The sequence below is a fragment of the Actinoplanes sp. M2I2 genome (assembly GCF_023544445.1).
Taxonomy (GTDB): Bacteria; Actinomycetota; Actinomycetes; order Mycobacteriales; family Micromonosporaceae; genus Actinoplanes.
Window position 1 is genome coordinate 22,097 of the sequence record NZ_JALPVJ010000020.1, and the last position, 14,928, is coordinate 37,024.

The following is a 14,928-nucleotide window of genomic DNA, read 5'->3' on the forward strand; positions in this document are numbered from 1 at the left end:
AGAGGACAACCATGACCGGCGATTTCACCGGCCGGGTAGCTTTCATCACCGGCGCGGGCAGCGGCATCGGCCGTGCCACGGCGCTGGCCTTCGCCGCGCAGGGCGCCGCCGTCGCGGTGTCCGGCAACGCCGAGAAGGACGTGCACGAGACGGCCCGCCTCATCGAGGACCAAGGCGGTCAGGCGCTGCCGTTGCTGTGCGACGTGACCCGGAGCGACGACGTCGCAGCCGCGGTGGCCGCCACGGTCCGCCAGTTCGGGCGGCTGGACTTCGCGTTCAACAACGCCGGCATCGAACAACCGGTCGCCCCGCTGCACGAGATCAGCGACGACCAGTGGGACCGCATCATCGACATCAACCTGCGGGGCGTCTTCTACGGCATGAAGCACCAGATTCCGGCCCTGCTCGCCACCGGCGGGGGCGCGATCGTCAACACCTCCTCCGGCGCGGGCGTGATCGGCATCGCCGGGCAGAGCGCCTACGCCGCCTCCAAGCACGCGGTCATCGGGCTGACCAAAGCCGCTGCCCTGGACTACGCGGCGGCGGGGGTGCGGATCAACGCGGTCTGCCCCGGCATCATCGAGACCCCGATGATGGACCGCTTCTCCGGCGGCACCGAAGAGGGCCGGCAACGGGTGATCGCCCAGGAACCCGTCGGCCGGATGGGCCGGCCCGAGGAGATCGCCTCCGCGGTGCTGTGGTTGTGCTCCGACCTCGGCGCGTTCGCCGTCGGCCACGCCCTCGTCGTCGACGGCGGCCAGACCGTCGGCCTCTGAATCCTCCCTACCCCGCGAAAGGTCAGGTTCACGTTCATCGACCGCGAGCGGATCGGCGCGCGAGCCATCTGCGGTCTGAGCGGGATGGCGCTCACCGCGGCGGCCGCCGACAGCCGGATCAAGGCGGTCGCCACGGCCTCGATGTACGACATGTCGCGCAGCATGTCCCGCGGCCACCAGGACTACTACACCCGTGAGCAACGCCGGAAGGTCGTGGACCACCTCAGCCGGCAGCGCTGGATCGACGCCGAGAACGGCGCCTACGCGCGGCACCCCGCAAGACCCTGCTCGTCGCCGGCGCCGCCGCGCACTCCCGCTACTACTCCGAGGACGTCCGGGCCAAGGCCCCCGACACCGTCGACCTGGTGATCGTCCCCGGGGCCGACCATGTCGACCTGTACGACCGCAAGGAGCTCATCCCCTTCGACCGGCTCGACGAGTTCTTCACCAGAAACCTGTCGACGTGAAGTGGCCATGGGGGCACAAGAAGAACACGCTGCCGCACCTGACTTGGCCGGCGCTCCCACGGCCACCGCGGACAAGAACGACCGGAGGAAGAAGCAGATGATTACCCGTAGCCAGGATCAGACGTCCACGGCGGGGCCGCCGGAGACCTTCACCGGCGACGTACGCGTCGACACACTGTTCCCCGCCGATGCGACGGCTCCGTACTCGGGGGCTTACGTGACGTTCCAGCCCGGGGCGCGGTCGGCCTGGCACACGCATCCCGCGGGGCAGCGGTTGGTCGTGACCGAGGGCGTCGGCCGCACCCAGCAATGGGGCGGACCGGTGCGGCAGATCCGGGCCGGCGATGTCGTGTGGTGCCCGCCGGGAATCAAGCACTGGCACGGCGCGGCGCCGGACAGCGCCATGACCCACCTGGCCCTGACCGGCGTGCGTGACGAGCAGAACGTCAGCTGGATGGAGCACGTGTCCGACGGGCAGTACCACGGGCCCGTGGCCGATGACGACGAGCGCGCCGGAACGCCGGCTTCCCCCGCAGTCTGAACGGCCTCAGCCCGTTCTGACCGTGCTGAAACACCCCTGAGGACAGGAATCGTCATGGAATACGTCCGTCTCAACAACGGTGTCGACATGCCCCGGCTCGGCCTGGGCGTCTTCCAGATGTCCGACGACCAGGTGGACGATTCCCGTAAGCCCCGTGGCCTCGGCCACCGCGACAGAGGGAGAGGCCATGTCAGTCTCACGCGCGGCCGTCGGCGCTGCGTTGCTGACGGTCGTCGGGCTGACCGTTGCCGGGTGTGGTGGCAACGGTCGATCCGGTGAAACCCGGGTGGGTTCACCCGTGTCGTCCGGCGATGCACCGACCGCGATACCAGGGGAGCAGATGAAAATTCGCATCGTCATCGGCGATCAGCGCTTCACGGCCACGATCTTCGACAGCGCCGCCGGCCACGACCTCGTCGACCAGCTGCCGCTGACCATCGACCTGACCGATCACGGATCGGTGGAGAAGACCGGCCCGCTGCCGGCGCCGCTGTCCACGGCCGGTCAGCCGGACGGCGCCGCCCCCGAGGTCGGCGATGTCGGGTACTACGCGCCCGGCAGCGATTTCGTCCTCTACTACGGCGATCAGTCGTACCATTCCGGCATCGTGATCATCGGTCGCCTCGACGGTGACGCCGCCGGCCGGATCGCCGGCCTGGACGGCGCCGTCACCGCGACCGTCGACGTCCCGGCCGGCTGACGGCAGCGGACCGCGGTGCCCTCAGTCCTCCGGCGGAGCCGACTGCAGCGATCCGGGTCGCCGCTCAGGGGCAGCACCGATCGGGGTCGTCGACAACAGCCAATCCGCGATCCGGTCGATGCTGCGGCTCGCTCCCGGGTTGTCCGGCTCATTGAGGTGCCCGTGCCGCACGCCGACCTCGCGAACCATGACGATGTCGACTCCGGCGGTGGCGAGTTCGGCGCCGTACTGCTGTCCGGAGGCCCGCAGGGAGTCGATGTCGGAGTTGAGGATGAACGTGGGCGGCAGGCCCTGCAGGTCGTGCCCGCCCGGAAAGGCGTACGGCTCGGCGAGGGCAGCGGGATCCCGCACATAGTGGAGGTTCATCCGGCTGACCGCCTCGGCGCCGATCGCATCCGCGTCCGGCAGGGTCCCGACCTTGGCGGCGAGCTCGGCGGTCATCGGTGGCAGCTCGGCGTGGACGACGGGGTAGACCAGCACGACGGCGTACGGGAGTGGCCGGCCACTGTCCCGGAGCCGCAGGGTCACTCCCGCGGTGAGCGCCGCGCCGGCGCTGGCGCCGCCGATGGCCCAGGCCGGGGCTTGGACGTCCGAGGTCGTCGCCCAGAGGAACGCCGCGGTGACCTCCTCGGAAGCGACCGGGTAGTGGCTGCGTCGGCCGCGGTCGATCGGCGCTTCTCCGCTCCAGGCTGGGACGGGAGCGAGCGCATAATCCACGGCGACGACCGCGATACCGCGCTCGGCGAGCCGGCGGGCGACCCAGTCGCTTTCCGGCATGTCGAGGTCCCCGCCGTAGAAGGCGCCGCCGTGGGCCCAGACGAGGCCGGCGCGGGCGCTGGTGTCCGGCGTGTAGACGCGTACGGCAACGGTGCCGTACGGGCCGTCGATGGTCCTGTCCTTGGTCGTGATGGGCATGCCGGGGGCTCCAAGGTGGATGAGCGGTCAGCGCCCGGCCGGGGCTGCGGTCGTGCGCCGGGCGACGAGGGCGGGGGAGAGTTTCACCTGGGCGGTGGGCCGGGCGCGGTCGGCGATGCGGTCGAGCAACAGCCGGGCGGCGTTGACACCCATCTGGCGGCCGGCCTGGTCGACGGTCGTCAGCGAGATGGGTCCGAAGGCGGCGAAGGTGGTGTTGTCGTACCCGGCCAGGGAGATGTCCCGCGGGGCCGAGAGACCGGCTTCGGTCAGGGCGTCGAGTACGCCCATGGCCACGATGTCGGCGCCGGCGAAGATGGCCGTGGGTCGTACGTCGCGGGCCAGCAACTGCCGGGCGCCGAGGTAGCCGCCCTCCTGGGTGTAGGTCGTCGACACCACGTCGATGCCGTCGGCCAGGCCGTGGGCGTTCATGGCGTGGCGATAGCCGTCGGCGCGTTGAGCGTTGGGCATCTCCACCAGTCGTACCGGATCTCTCTCCAAGTGCTCGATGTGCGCGATGTGACGGTGCCCGAGCTCGGCCAGATGGGCGACGACCAGGCCGGCGCCGGCGAAGTCGTCGTCCGTGACGGTGTCGTAGTCGGGGGAGTTGCCGTGGCGGCCGACCACGACCGTCGGCACCGTGCGGGCGACGGTCTGCAGGCGCCGGCGCGACGAGATCGGCGCGATCAGGATGAGGCCGTCCATGCTGCGGTCGATCATGGCATCGGTCAGCCGGGCCTCGCCGGCCTCGTCGTTGCAGCACTGCGCCATCAGGAGCTGGTAGTCGCTGCCGTTCAGACGGTCGGTCACGCCGTCGAGGACGTCGGCGAAGAACGGGTTGCGGATCTCGGGCAGCAACACGCCGATGGTGTACGTCTGACCGCGCATGCCCCGGGCGGCGGCTGACGGCCGATAGCCCAGTTCCTCGATGGCCGTACGAACCCTGGTCTGCATCTGCGGGCTGGCGCCGTAGGCGTTGCGGAGCACCTTGGACACCGCTGTGGTGGACACGCCGGCATGCCGGGCCACGTCGACGATGGTCACGCGTCGATCGGGGTGCGACTGTCGCGGCACTCAGGCTCCTTGCACGGAAAACGTTACCCACCTGCGGACATGGGTCTTCTCAGGGAGATCTTGCGCCTCGGCGCCCGAGGTGGTCAACCTTCGGCGCACATCGAAGCCGGCGAGATTCTCGAGCCTCTTGACGAGCCTGGTACCGGCTCGTAGTGTCGGCGAAACATTTGGAGAACGTTACCCACGCCGGTCCGGATGCCTTGGGCGCCGGGCTCCACCACTCCCCGTCTTCGTGCAGGCCCCGATCCCCGCGAGATCGATGAAACGATTCAAAGTAAGTGGGCTCCTGTGACAGCTGATCTCCAGGTCCGGCCGCCCGGCCGTACTGCCTCCGCACCTCGTACGCGCCGGCGGCGGATCACTCCGCCGTGGTGGTTCATCCTGCCGGCGTTGCTGCTGTTCACCTTCGTCGTGCTGGTGCCGAGCGCGCGCGGTGTGTACTACGCCTTCACCGACTGGGACGGGCTCGACCCGGACTTCGCCGTCATCGGCCTGCGCAATTTCACCGACATGCTCGACGACGGCGACGCGCTGCAGGCCGTCTGGCACACGCTGCTCATCGCGGTCGCCATCACGGTGATCCAGAACGGCATCGGCCTGCTCCTGGCGCTCGGCGTCAACTCGCTGATCAAGACGCGGAACTTCCTGCGCGTGCTGTTGTTCGCGCCGGCAGTCATCACGCCGATCGTGACGGCTTATCTGTGGCGCAACCTGCTGGGCCCGGACGGGGCCGTGAACAGCCTCCTGGGCGCGGTCGGCCTGGACTCGTGGCGCCAGGACTGGCTGGGCGACCCGGACCTGGCGTTGTGGATGATCGTGCTGGTCGTGGTCTGGCAGTTCGCCGGTTACTCGATGGTCATCTTCCTGGCCGGTCTGCAGTCGATCCCGCGCGAGATCTACGAGGCCGCGGCCATCGACGGCACCGGCGCGCTGCGGCGGTTCTGGTCGATCGTCCGGCCGCTGCTCGCCCCGGCCATCACCATCAACCTGATGCTCTCGATCATCGGCGGCATCAAGCTCTTCGACCAGGTGTACGCGCTGACCGGCGGCGGCCCCGGCCACGCGACCGACACCATCTCCACCCTCATCTACAAGGACGCCTTCACCCTCGGCGAGTTCGGCTACAGCATCGCCCTGGCCGTCGTGCTGACGATCATCGTGGCGATCGTGTCCGCCGGCCAATACAGCGTGCTGAGTCGCAACGAGAAGGCGGCCTCGTGAACCGGTACACCAAGCGCACCCTCGCGCTCGAGATGCTCATGATCGCGGTCGGCATCGTCTTCGCCTTCCCGGTCTACGTGCTGGTCAACCTGGCCGTCCGGCAACCCTCCGACACCTCGTCGCCGATCAGGCCGACCACGTCACCGACCCTTGGCAACTTCACCGGGGCGTGGCGCGAGGCCGGGCTCGGCGGCGCCCTGATCAACAGCGTGCTGGTGACCGTCGTCAGCGTCTTCATCGTGCTGGCGGTCTCCGCGCTCGCGGCCTATCCGCTGGCCCGCTCGACTGCCCGCTGGTCGCGGGGCACGTTCCTGCTCATCATGCTCGGCTTGATCCTGCCGTTCCAGCTCGCCTCGCTGCCGCTCTATCAGACGGTCCGCGATCTGGGGCTGCTCGGTTCGGTGTGGTCGCTGGTGCTGTTCTACGCCGGTCTACAGGTGCCGTTCACGACCTTCCTGTACGTGGGATTCCTGCGGGCGCTGCCCCGCGACTTCGAGGACGCCGCGTCGATCGACGGAGCGAGCCAGCTGGCCACCTTCCGCTACGTCGTGCTGCCCATGCTGAAGCCCATCACCGTCACCGCGCTGGTGCTCAACGCCGTCGCGGTCTGGAACGACTTCTTCACCCCGCTGCTCTACCTGAGCGGCAGCGACCAGCAGACCGTGCCGGTGGCCGTGGCCGGCTTCGTCGGGCAGTTCGTCTCCGACTGGAATCTCATCTTCGCCGCCCTGCTGATCAGCATCATCCCGGTCCTGGCGGTCTATCTGGCGCTGCAGCGCTCCATCATCAACGGCTTCGCCGGAGGGCTCAAAGGATGACACCGTACGGCCTGACGACCGAACAACTCAGCGAACCGCTCGGTCTGGGTGAGCTCCGTCCCCGCCTGTCCTGGAAACTGCGGGCCGACCGCCGCGGCGCGGCCCAGACCGCGTACCGGATCACCGCCGCCGCAAGCCGGGCGGACCTGGACGATCCCGGCCGGCTGCTGTGGGACAGCGGCCGCCGGGAGAGCGACGAGACGCTGCTGATCGCATGGGACGGCCCAGCCCTGCAGTCGGCCACCCACTATCACTGGCGCGTCCAGGTGTGGGACGAGACCGGCGCCGCGTCAACCGCCCATAGCTGGTTCGAGACCGGCCTGCTGCACGCCGGCGACTGGACCGCGCAGTGGATCGGCCGCGACCCGGTGGCCCTGCCGATGGTCGATCCGCCCACCGACGAGGAGCGATCGTTCCCCGAGCCGGCCGCGGCGCCGCTGTACCTGCGCCGGGCGTTCGAGCTGACCCGGCGGCCCGTGCGGGCACGGCTGTACGCCACGGCCCGCGGCGTCTACGAGCCGCGGCTCAACGGCGAGCGGGTCGGCGACCTCGAGCTGGCCCCGGGCTGGACCGAGTACCACCGGCGGCTGCAATACCAGACCTACGACGTCACCGATCAGGTGCGGGCCGGCGCCAATGTCGTCGCCGCAGTCGTGGCCGACGGCTGGTGGAGCGGACACGTCGGCTTCGACCCGAGCCGCCCCGCCCGGCACTACGGCCTCGCACCGGCCTACCTGGCCCAGCTGGTGCTCGACTTCGCCGACGGGTCCCGGCAGGTCATCGCCACCGGCGACGGCTGGGCCGAGCGCGACGGCGCGATCCGCGCGGCCGACCTGCTGATGGGTCAGTTCGTCGACGGCCGCCGCGAGCTGCCCGGTTGGGACACCGCCGAGGGCGGCGCCTCGTTCCGGCCGGCCACCGTCCTCGACACCGAGCCCGGCCCCCTGGTCGCCGAGCCCGACCACCCGATCCGCATCACCGAGGACGTCCGCGCGACCAGGGTGTGGCAACGCGACCCCGGCCGCTGGCTCGTCGACTTCGGGCAGAACCTCGTCGGCCGGGTCGCCCTGACCGTTCGCGGCGCGGCGGCCGGCCACCGGGTCGTGCTGCGGCACGCCGAGGTCCTCGACGACGACGGCCACCTCTACCTGGCCAACCTGCGCCGGGCACAGGCCACCGACACGTACGTCGCCGCGGGGAGCCCGACCGAGACGTTCGAGCCCCAGTTCACCTTCCACGGCTTCCGCTACGCCGAGGTGACCGGACATCCCGGCGAGCTCACCGAGGACGATGTCGTGGCCCGCGTCGTGCACAACGACACCCCCTTCACGGGACGCTTCGAGTGTTCCGACGCCACGGTCGACCAGCTGTACGCCAACATCGTGTGGGGCCAGCGCGGCAACTTCCTGGGCGTGCCCACCGACTGCCCGCAGCGCGACGAGCGGCTGGGCTGGCTGGCCGACGCTCAGGTGTTCGGGCCCACGGCCACCCGCAACGCCGACGTGTCGGCCTTCTTCGCTCGCTGGATGCGCGACGTGGTGGACGGCCAGGACGCTGACGGCGCCTTCCGGGATGTCGCGCCGATCCTGGTCCTCGACCGCGAGGGGGCCCCGGCCTGGGGCGATGCTGGTGTCATCATCCCGTGGCTGCTCTGGCGCACGTACGGCGACCGGCGGACGCTCGAGCGCAGCTTCGACGCGATGGCGGCCTGGGTCGAGCACATCCACCGGCACAACCCCGACCTGCTCTGGCGGCACCGCACCGGCAATTCGTACGGCGACTGGCTGCAGGTCGACGCCGAGACCCCGCGGGATCTGTTGTCCACCGCCTACTTCGCCCACAGCACGCAGATCGTCGCCGACGCCGCGGACGTGCTCGGTCTCGGTGATCGCGCTGCGCACTACCGCGCGCTGAAGACGCGGATCCGCGATGCCTTCGTCGAGGCGTACGTCAAGGACGACGGCAGCGTCGAAGGCGGAACCCAGACCGCGTACCTGCTGGCTCTGGGCTTTGACCTGATGCCGGCCGACCTCGTCGGTGCAGCCGTGGGGCACCTGGCCGCCGACCTCGAGCGGCGCGGCAACCGGCTCACCACCGGCTTCGTCGGGGTGTCCCTGCTGTGCCCGGTGCTGACCGACCACGGCCGGGCCGACCTGGCCTACGCCCTGCTGCACCAGGACGAGTTCCCGTCCTGGAACTACTCCATCCGGCACGGCGCCACCACGATCTGGGAGCGCTGGGACGGCTGGACCGAGCACGGCGGCTTCCAGTCCGCCGCGATGAACTCCTTCAACCACTACAGCCTGGGCAGCGTCGGCGACTGGCTGTACGGCCGGGTCGCAGGCATCGATCAGGCGCCGGGTTCGATCGGCTACCGGGAGTTGCTGCTGCGGCCCACCCCCGGCGGGACGCTCACCTGGGCCCGTGCCGAGCAGGAGACCGCCCGCGGCCTGGTCTCCTGCGGCTGGGACCTCGACGGCGACCAGCTCACCGTCGTGGTCGCGGTGCCGCCCGGCTGCACCGCCGTCCTCGAGATTCCCACCTCCGACCCGGGAAGCGTCCGTCACGACGACGCTCCCGTCACGGCCACGCCGTCCGCCGGCGGGGCCACCGTCCGGCTGATCTCCGGCCGGTACACGTTCACCGCCACCAGTTATCGATCTCCAACGCAGGAGCGATCATGAAGACACGTAGATATGCGGCCCTCGTCTCCGCCCTGACGGCGGTCACCCTGGCCGCGGCCTGCAGCAGTGGCACCAACGCCAACTCCGGATCGGACGGTGGCGGCGGCACCACGCTCACCCTCGCCTCGGTCGACCAGGGTTCCATCGAAGAGGTCATCAAGGCGTTCGAGGCCGCGAACCCCGGAGTGAAGGTCACCTTCACGACCAGCGGCGCCGACCAGTACCAGGCCCAGATCCGGACGCAGCTGTCCTCGGGCACCGCGCCGGACGTGATGACGGTGTGGCCGGGCAACGGCAACCCGGGCGCCACGTACGTGCTGTCCAAGCCCGGTTACCTGCTGGATCTGTCGGACCAGCCGTGGGCGGCTCAGCTGCCGGACTCGTTCAAGCAGGTCGCGCAGTACGAGGGCAAGACGTACAACGCGCTGTTCGGGCTCAACGGCATCGGCGCGGTCTACAACGACGACGCCCTGAAGAAGTCCGGTCTGACCGCTCCCAAGACCTGGACGGAGCTGCTCACGTTCTGCGGTGACGCGGCGGCCAAGGGCACCCCGGCGTTCGCCCTCGGCATCCAGGACAACTGGGTGACCCAGCTGGTGCTGTACGCGCTGGCCGCCACCACGGTGTTCGGCGCCGACAAGGAGTTCGACGCCAAGCTGCAGAGCGGCCAGGCCACGTTCTCCGACTCGCAGTGGACCGCGGCCATGGGCAAGTACCAGGACATGCAGAAGGCCGGATGCTTCCAGAAGAACCCGCTGGGCACCAGCTACGAGGCCAGCCAGACGCTCGCCGCCACCGGCAAGACCCTCGGCATCGTCCAGGGCAACTGGATCATCGGCCTACTCAAGGGCAAGAACCCGAACGGGAAGTTCACGATGACGGCGCTGCCCGCGACCGACGACCCGGCCACGTTCCTCATGCCCGCCGCCGCGGGCGCCGGCTACGGCGTGAACGCCAAGGCCAAGAACAAAGACCTCGCGCTCAAGTTCATCACCTTCATCATGTCGCCCGAGGGCATGAAGCTGTTCAACGAGAAGCAGGGCAGCCTTCCGACGCTGTCGAGCGCCGGCACCACTGTGGACCCCGGCCTCGCCGAGCTCACCACCTTCGTCAAGGACAACCGCACCGTGCCGTTCATGGACCAGCTGTGGCCCAACGCGAAGGTGCAGCAGACCATGCTCAGCGGCCTGCAGGAGGTCTTCAGCAACCAGGCCACGCCGGCCGACGTCCTCCAGCAGATGGACGCCGAATACAAGAAGGGCGCCTAACCACCGCCCGGCCTCCGCGCCCCCCAGCGCGGAGGCCGCACGGCTGGTGTCGAGAGGACCCCTCGTGAACGACTTCCCCGGCGACTTCCTGTGGGGCAGTGCCACCGCCGCCCACCAGGTCGAAGGCGGCAACACCAACAACGACTGGTGGGACTTCGAGCACAACCCGTCCACCGCGGCGCGGGAGTCCTCCGGCGACGGCATCGATCACTACCACCGCTACGTCGAGGACTTCGCCCTGTTGTCCTCGCTCGGCCACAACGCGCACCGGCTGTCGGTGGAGTGGTCGCGCATCGAGCCGGCGCCGGGCGAGTTCAGCCGCGCGGCCCTGGGCCACTACCGCCGGGTGCTGACCGCGCTGCGCGACGCGGGGATGACCGCCTTCGTCACCCTGCACCACTTCACGCTGCCGCGCTGGTTCGCCGCCCGCGGCGGCTGGCTGGCCCCGGACGCCGCGGACACCTTCGCCCGTTACGCCGGCCGCGTCGCCGCCGGCCTGGGCGATCTCATGCCGTACGTGTGCACCATCAACGAACCTCAGATGATCGCCCTGCACGGCTATCTCGAGGGCTACCACCCGCCCGGGTACACCAACCCGGTGCTGTGGCGGCGGGCCGGCGAGGCGTTGCTCGACGCCCACTTCGGTTGCGTGCGGGCTGTGCGGGCGGAAGCGGACAGCCGTACGGGTCTGGCTGTGCAGGTGCCCCTGCTCGCTCCGGCCCGCGACGACGACGCCTGCCGCGGCCTGTACGAGCTGATGCAGTACGAGATCGTCGACCGCTACCTCGACAACCTCACCGGCCCGGACGCCGGCGACTGGCTCGGCCTGCAGTACTACCGCAAGCAGTGGGTCGACCCGGCCTCACCGACGTATTTCGCCGCTCCGCCGCCCGGTACGCAGCTGACCCAGATGGGCTGGGCGGTCCATCCCGACGGCCTGCGCCTGATGCTGCACCACGCGGCCCGCACCGGCCTGCCGCTCTACGTCACGGAGAACGGCATCGCGACCGGCGACGATACCGAGCGGGTCGAGTACCTCCGCGTTCACCTCGCTGCCCTGGCCCAGGCCCGATCCGAGGGGGTCGACGTGCGGGGATATCTGCACTGGTCGGCCTTCGACAACTTCGAGTGGAGCGAGGGCTACCGGCCCCGCTTCGGCCTGATCGCCGTCGACCACGACGACGACTTCGCCCGGCTGCCCAAGCCGAGCGCCCACGCGTTCGCCCGCGTCGCCCGGACCGGCCGGCTCGACGCTCTCGGCACCCCCTGACCCGATGCCCCTGACCCCACTGTCCCGTCCACCGACAGACAAGGAAATCTGATGGCCCCGATCAGAAGACCGGCAATCCTCGCCACCGCCCTGCTGATGACGCTCGGCGTGGCCGCCCCGGCCGTCGCCGGCCCGCCCTCCTCCGGCGACGTCCGGGTCGTCAAGCTCAGTGTCGACGGCCGCTACGACTCCCCGCTCGGCCTCGACAACCCCCGCCCCACGCTCGCCTGGCAGCTGGACCAGATCCGCTGCCGTCCCGGCGTACGTGTCTGTCCCGGTGACCGCCAGACCGCGTACGAGATCCAAGCCGCCGCCACCGAGGGCGAGCTGAAGGCCGGCCGTCTGTTGTGGCGCAGCGGTCGCGTCGACGGCGGCCGGCAGCAGGCCACGTTCGGGCGGCAGCTCTCCAGCCGGGACACCGTCGCGTGGCGGGTCCGCGTCTGGGATGCCAACCGCAACGCGTCCGACTGGTCGAAGCCGTCGACGTGGTCGATGGGCCTGCTGAACCCCGGCGACTGGGGCGACGCCCGCTGGATCGACTATCCCGACCGGGCCGAGAACCAGCCGATGCCTTTGTTCGCCCGTCCGTTCGCCACCCGGAAGAAGGTCGCCGACGCGCGGCTCCACCTCTCCGGGGTGGGCCTGCACCACGCGACCCTCAACGGCCGCGAGATCACCGACGAGGTGCTGGCGCCGGGCAACGCGAACTATCAGCTGTCCAGCGAGTACCGGACCTACGACCTGACCCGGGCGGTGCGCTCGGGCGCCAACACCCTCGGCGTCGAGCTCGGCAACGGCCCGGCCTACGTCCGCCGCAGTGTCACCAACCCGGCGGTCGGGCGCACCTCGCCGTACTCGTGGTGGCAGAGCCAGCTCAAGGGCAACGGGACGCTGACCGCGGCCGCGTCCGCCGGGGATACGAGCATCACGGTCGGCGACACCGCCGGCTACCACGTCGGCGGCACGGTCAACGTCGACACCGGTGGGGGAGGGGACCGCCTCGAGTCACGGGTCATCACCGCCCTCTCCGCCGGGACCATCGCGTTCAGCCCGGCGCTGACCGGCGCGCACGAGGCCGGCGCCAAGGTGACCGGCTCGGGTAACAACATCGCCGCCAGCGATGCCAGCGCCGGCGCCGCCGTCACGCCGAGGTTCATCGGCCGGCTCGAGATCACCTATCGCGACGGCAGCAAGGACACGATCGTCACCGACCGGTCGTGGCGGGCGGCGCTCGGGCCGCTGGTCACCGACGCCTGGTACTCCGGCTCCGACTACGACGCCCGCCGTGAGCAGCCCGGCTGGAACCTCCCCGGCGCCGACCTCGGCCCGTCGGCGACCCGCCGGGACGGCACGCCGACCGGCTGGATCAGCGCCGGCATCGCCCCGCCGCCCAACCTGGCCACGAACCTGGTCGCCCGCGCCGCCGAGCCGGTCACCGTGCAGGAGGAGTTCCGGCCGGTCTCGGTCACCAACCCGGTCGCGGGCACGTGGGTGTTCGACTTCGGCCAGAACATCGTCGGCTGGCCCCGGCTGGACGCTTCGCGGCTGCCGGCCGGCACCACGGTCAAGATGGCGCCCGCCGAGTCGCTCAACCCGGACGGCACGGTCAACCAGGCGTCGCTGATGGGCGGCGGCGGGTCGCGGGGCGTGGACCTGTTCAACACCTACACCACCGCCGGCGTCCGCGGCGGCGAGAAGTGGCACCCCGACTTCAACTACTTCGGCATGCAGTGGGTCCAGGTCACCGGCCTGCCGTCCGGCTTCGCGCCGGCCAAGGACCTGATCACCGGCGTACGCCTGCAGGCCGGCACCCCGGTCGCCGGGACCTTCACGTCGTCGAACGCCCGGGTGAACCGGGTCCACACGATGTCGCGCTACTCGTTCGCGAGCAACATCATGAGTGTCTTCACCGACTGTCCCGGCCGGGAGAAGCTGTCGTACCCGGCGGACTACACGATGCCGATGGGCGCGATCCAGCGGAACTTCGAGCTGAACGCCTACCTGCGCACGACCATGCGGCACCTGGTCGAGGGACAGTCCCTGGCCGACACGCCGATGGCCGGCAACGTCGCCCTCAAGACCCCGGTGTACGACTGGGGCTACTCGGGCCGCTTCGGCGACGAGATCAACTGGGGTAATGCCATCGTCCTGGTCCCGGCCATCCTCGACGACCTGTACGGCGACACGGCACTGATGAACGCCTACTACGACCGGATGGTGCGCTTCGTCGACTACATCCAGCGGCAGAAGGCCCAGGGGTTCATCGTGGACGCGGCGCTCGGTGACTGGGTCGGTGACGAGCCCACCTCCGGCCGCATCACCGGCACCTGGGGTTACTACCTGACGGCTCAGGCCATGGCCCGCGCGGCCACCGTCACCGGCCACACCGCCGACGCGGCGAAGTACGCGTCGCTGGCCGCCGACATCAGGACGGCGTTCAACGCGGCCTTCTACAACGAGGCGCTGGGCCGCTACACGGCGACCGGCAACGCCGGCACGGACGGGGCCACCCAGACCGCGCAGGCGCTCGCCCTCGACGCCGGCCTGGCCCCCGAGGACGAGCGTGGCAAGGTCCTGAACGCGCTGGTCGAGCTGGTGTACGCGTACCACCCGAACGGAACCGGCCCGCATCTGAGCGGTGGCACCATCGGGATGGGCCCGATCGTCCGGGCCCTGATGAACGGCGACCGCGACGACGTCCTCTGGGAGACGCTCCAGCAGAACGACCAGCCCAGCTACGGGTACTTCCTGGCCTCCACCCCGGCCAACCCCGGCGGCATGACCACCATCGGTGAGCGCTGGAACCGCGGCGACTCCAAGAACCACATGATCCTCGCCCAGATCGAGGAGTGGTTCCACGCCGGCCTCGCCGGCCTCGGCGTGACCGCCGAGGGACTGGTCTTCAAGCCCAAGCCGGTGGGCGACCTGACCCGGGCGGCCGCCACCTACGAGACCCGGCAGGGTACCGCGGGCAGCAGCTGGACCCGCAAGGACGGCCGGTTCACCCTGTCGGTCACCGTCCCGGCCACCACGACGGCCGAGGTGTGGGTCCCGGCGAACAGCCGGCGGGACGTCCACCCGTCCGGCCGGGCCACGTTCCAGCGCATCGACGGGGCCTACGCCGTCTTCACCGTGCCCTCCGGATCGCACACCTTCAGCGCACCCAGCAAGCCGTGACCGGTCGGGGGGGGGGGGGG

12 protein-coding genes are annotated in these 14,928 nt (G+C 70.3%); 10 read left to right on the top strand and 2 right to left on the bottom strand.

Annotated features, from left to right (window positions below):
• Positions 1-11 precede the first annotated feature (11 nt).
• The 4 genes from HJC40_RS34055 to HJC40_RS34070 all read left to right on the top strand — a co-directional run bounded on the left by HJC40_RS34055 (position 12) and on the right by HJC40_RS34070 (position 2,484).
• Positions 12-776 (top strand): glucose 1-dehydrogenase, encoded by a 765-nt coding sequence (locus tag HJC40_RS34055; RefSeq protein ID WP_250007519.1) that lies wholly within the window; start codon positions 12-14, stop codon positions 774-776.
• 84 nt (positions 777-860) lie between these two features.
• Complete coding sequence (locus HJC40_RS34060; RefSeq protein WP_250007520.1) at positions 861-1,145, top strand: hypothetical protein; 285 nt, start codon at positions 861-863, stop codon at positions 1,143-1,145.
• A 195-nt stretch (positions 1,146-1,340) separates the two neighbouring features.
• Positions 1,341-1,784, top strand: a complete 444-nt coding sequence (locus HJC40_RS34065; RefSeq protein WP_250007521.1) for a cupin domain-containing protein — start codon at positions 1,341-1,343, stop codon at positions 1,782-1,784.
• Between the two features lie 340 nt (positions 1,785-2,124).
• Positions 2,125-2,484 (top strand): cyclophilin-like fold protein, encoded by a 360-nt coding sequence (locus tag HJC40_RS34070; RefSeq protein WP_250007522.1) that lies wholly within the window; start codon positions 2,125-2,127, stop codon positions 2,482-2,484.
• Between the two features lie 21 nt (positions 2,485-2,505).
• Here the strand turns inward: HJC40_RS34070 and HJC40_RS34075 are convergent, their stop codons facing one another.
• Together HJC40_RS34075 and HJC40_RS34080 are read right to left on the bottom strand one after the other, a co-directional pair.
• Positions 2,506-3,399 (bottom strand): alpha/beta hydrolase, encoded by an 894-nt coding sequence (locus HJC40_RS34075; protein ID WP_250007523.1) that lies wholly within the window; start codon positions 3,397-3,399, stop codon positions 2,506-2,508.
• Positions 3,400-3,426: 27 nt separating this feature from the next.
• Positions 3,427-4,470: a LacI family DNA-binding transcriptional regulator gene (locus HJC40_RS34080; RefSeq protein ID WP_250007524.1), complete on the bottom strand. Its 1,044-nt coding sequence runs from the start codon at positions 4,468-4,470 to the stop codon at positions 3,427-3,429.
• 288 nt (positions 4,471-4,758) lie between these two features.
• Here HJC40_RS34080 and HJC40_RS34085 point away from each other — a divergent pair, with 288 nt between their 5' ends.
• The 6 genes from HJC40_RS34085 (at position 4,759) to HJC40_RS34115 (ending at position 14,908) form a co-directional block, all read left to right on the top strand.
• The gene (locus HJC40_RS34085; RefSeq protein WP_250007525.1) at positions 4,759-5,691 is read left to right on the top strand and encodes a carbohydrate ABC transporter permease; all 933 of its coding nucleotides are present in this window, start codon (positions 4,759-4,761) and stop codon (positions 5,689-5,691) included.
• The gene (locus HJC40_RS34090; protein ID WP_250007526.1) at positions 5,688-6,509 is read left to right on the top strand and encodes a carbohydrate ABC transporter permease; all 822 of its coding nucleotides are present in this window, start codon (positions 5,688-5,690) and stop codon (positions 6,507-6,509) included. The genes HJC40_RS34085 and HJC40_RS34090 overlap by 4 nt, the downstream gene beginning before the upstream one ends.
• Positions 6,506-9,193, top strand: a complete 2,688-nt coding sequence (locus tag HJC40_RS34100) for an alpha-L-rhamnosidase (protein ID WP_284044123.1) — start codon at positions 6,506-6,508, stop codon at positions 9,191-9,193. The genes HJC40_RS34090 and HJC40_RS34100 overlap by 4 nt, the downstream gene beginning before the upstream one ends.
• Positions 9,190-10,461: an extracellular solute-binding protein gene (locus HJC40_RS34105; RefSeq protein ID WP_250007528.1), complete on the top strand. Its 1,272-nt coding sequence runs from the start codon at positions 9,190-9,192 to the stop codon at positions 10,459-10,461. Before HJC40_RS34100 ends, HJC40_RS34105 begins: the two co-directional genes overlap by 4 nt.
• A 64-nt stretch (positions 10,462-10,525) precedes the next feature.
• Positions 10,526-11,731 carry a glycoside hydrolase family 1 protein gene (locus HJC40_RS34110; RefSeq protein WP_250007529.1) on the top strand — a complete coding sequence of 402 codons (1,206 nt, stop codon included), beginning with the start codon at positions 10,526-10,528 and terminating at the stop codon, positions 11,729-11,731.
• A 51-nt stretch (positions 11,732-11,782) separates the two neighbouring features.
• Positions 11,783-14,908, top strand: coding sequence for an alpha-L-rhamnosidase (locus HJC40_RS34115; RefSeq protein WP_250007530.1), 3,126 nt, complete (start codon positions 11,783-11,785; stop codon positions 14,906-14,908).
• Positions 14,909-14,928: the final 20 nt, after the last annotated feature.

Excerpts from the sequence above, each read along its gene's own strand:
- HJC40_RS34055 (WP_250007519.1), top strand. The coding sequence starts at position 12 with ATGACCGGCGATTTCACCGGCCGGGTAGCTTTCATCACCGGCGCGGGC.
- HJC40_RS34070 (WP_250007522.1), top strand. The coding sequence starts at position 2,125 with ATGAAAATTCGCATCGTCATCGGCGATCAGCGCTTCACGGCCACGATC.
- HJC40_RS34060 (WP_250007520.1), top strand. The coding sequence starts at position 861 with ATGGCGCTCACCGCGGCGGCCGCCGACAGCCGGATCAAGGCGGTCGCC.
- HJC40_RS34065 (WP_250007521.1), top strand. The coding sequence starts at position 1,341 with ATGATTACCCGTAGCCAGGATCAGACGTCCACGGCGGGGCCGCCGGAG.
- HJC40_RS34115 (WP_250007530.1), top strand. The coding sequence starts at position 11,783 with ATGGCCCCGATCAGAAGACCGGCAATCCTCGCCACCGCCCTGCTGATG.
- HJC40_RS34075 (WP_250007523.1), bottom strand. The coding sequence starts at position 3,399 with ATGCCCATCACGACCAAGGACAGGACCATCGACGGCCCGTACGGCACC.
- HJC40_RS34105 (WP_250007528.1), top strand. The coding sequence starts at position 9,190 with ATGAAGACACGTAGATATGCGGCCCTCGTCTCCGCCCTGACGGCGGTC.
- HJC40_RS34100 (WP_284044123.1), top strand. The coding sequence starts at position 6,506 with ATGACACCGTACGGCCTGACGACCGAACAACTCAGCGAACCGCTCGGT.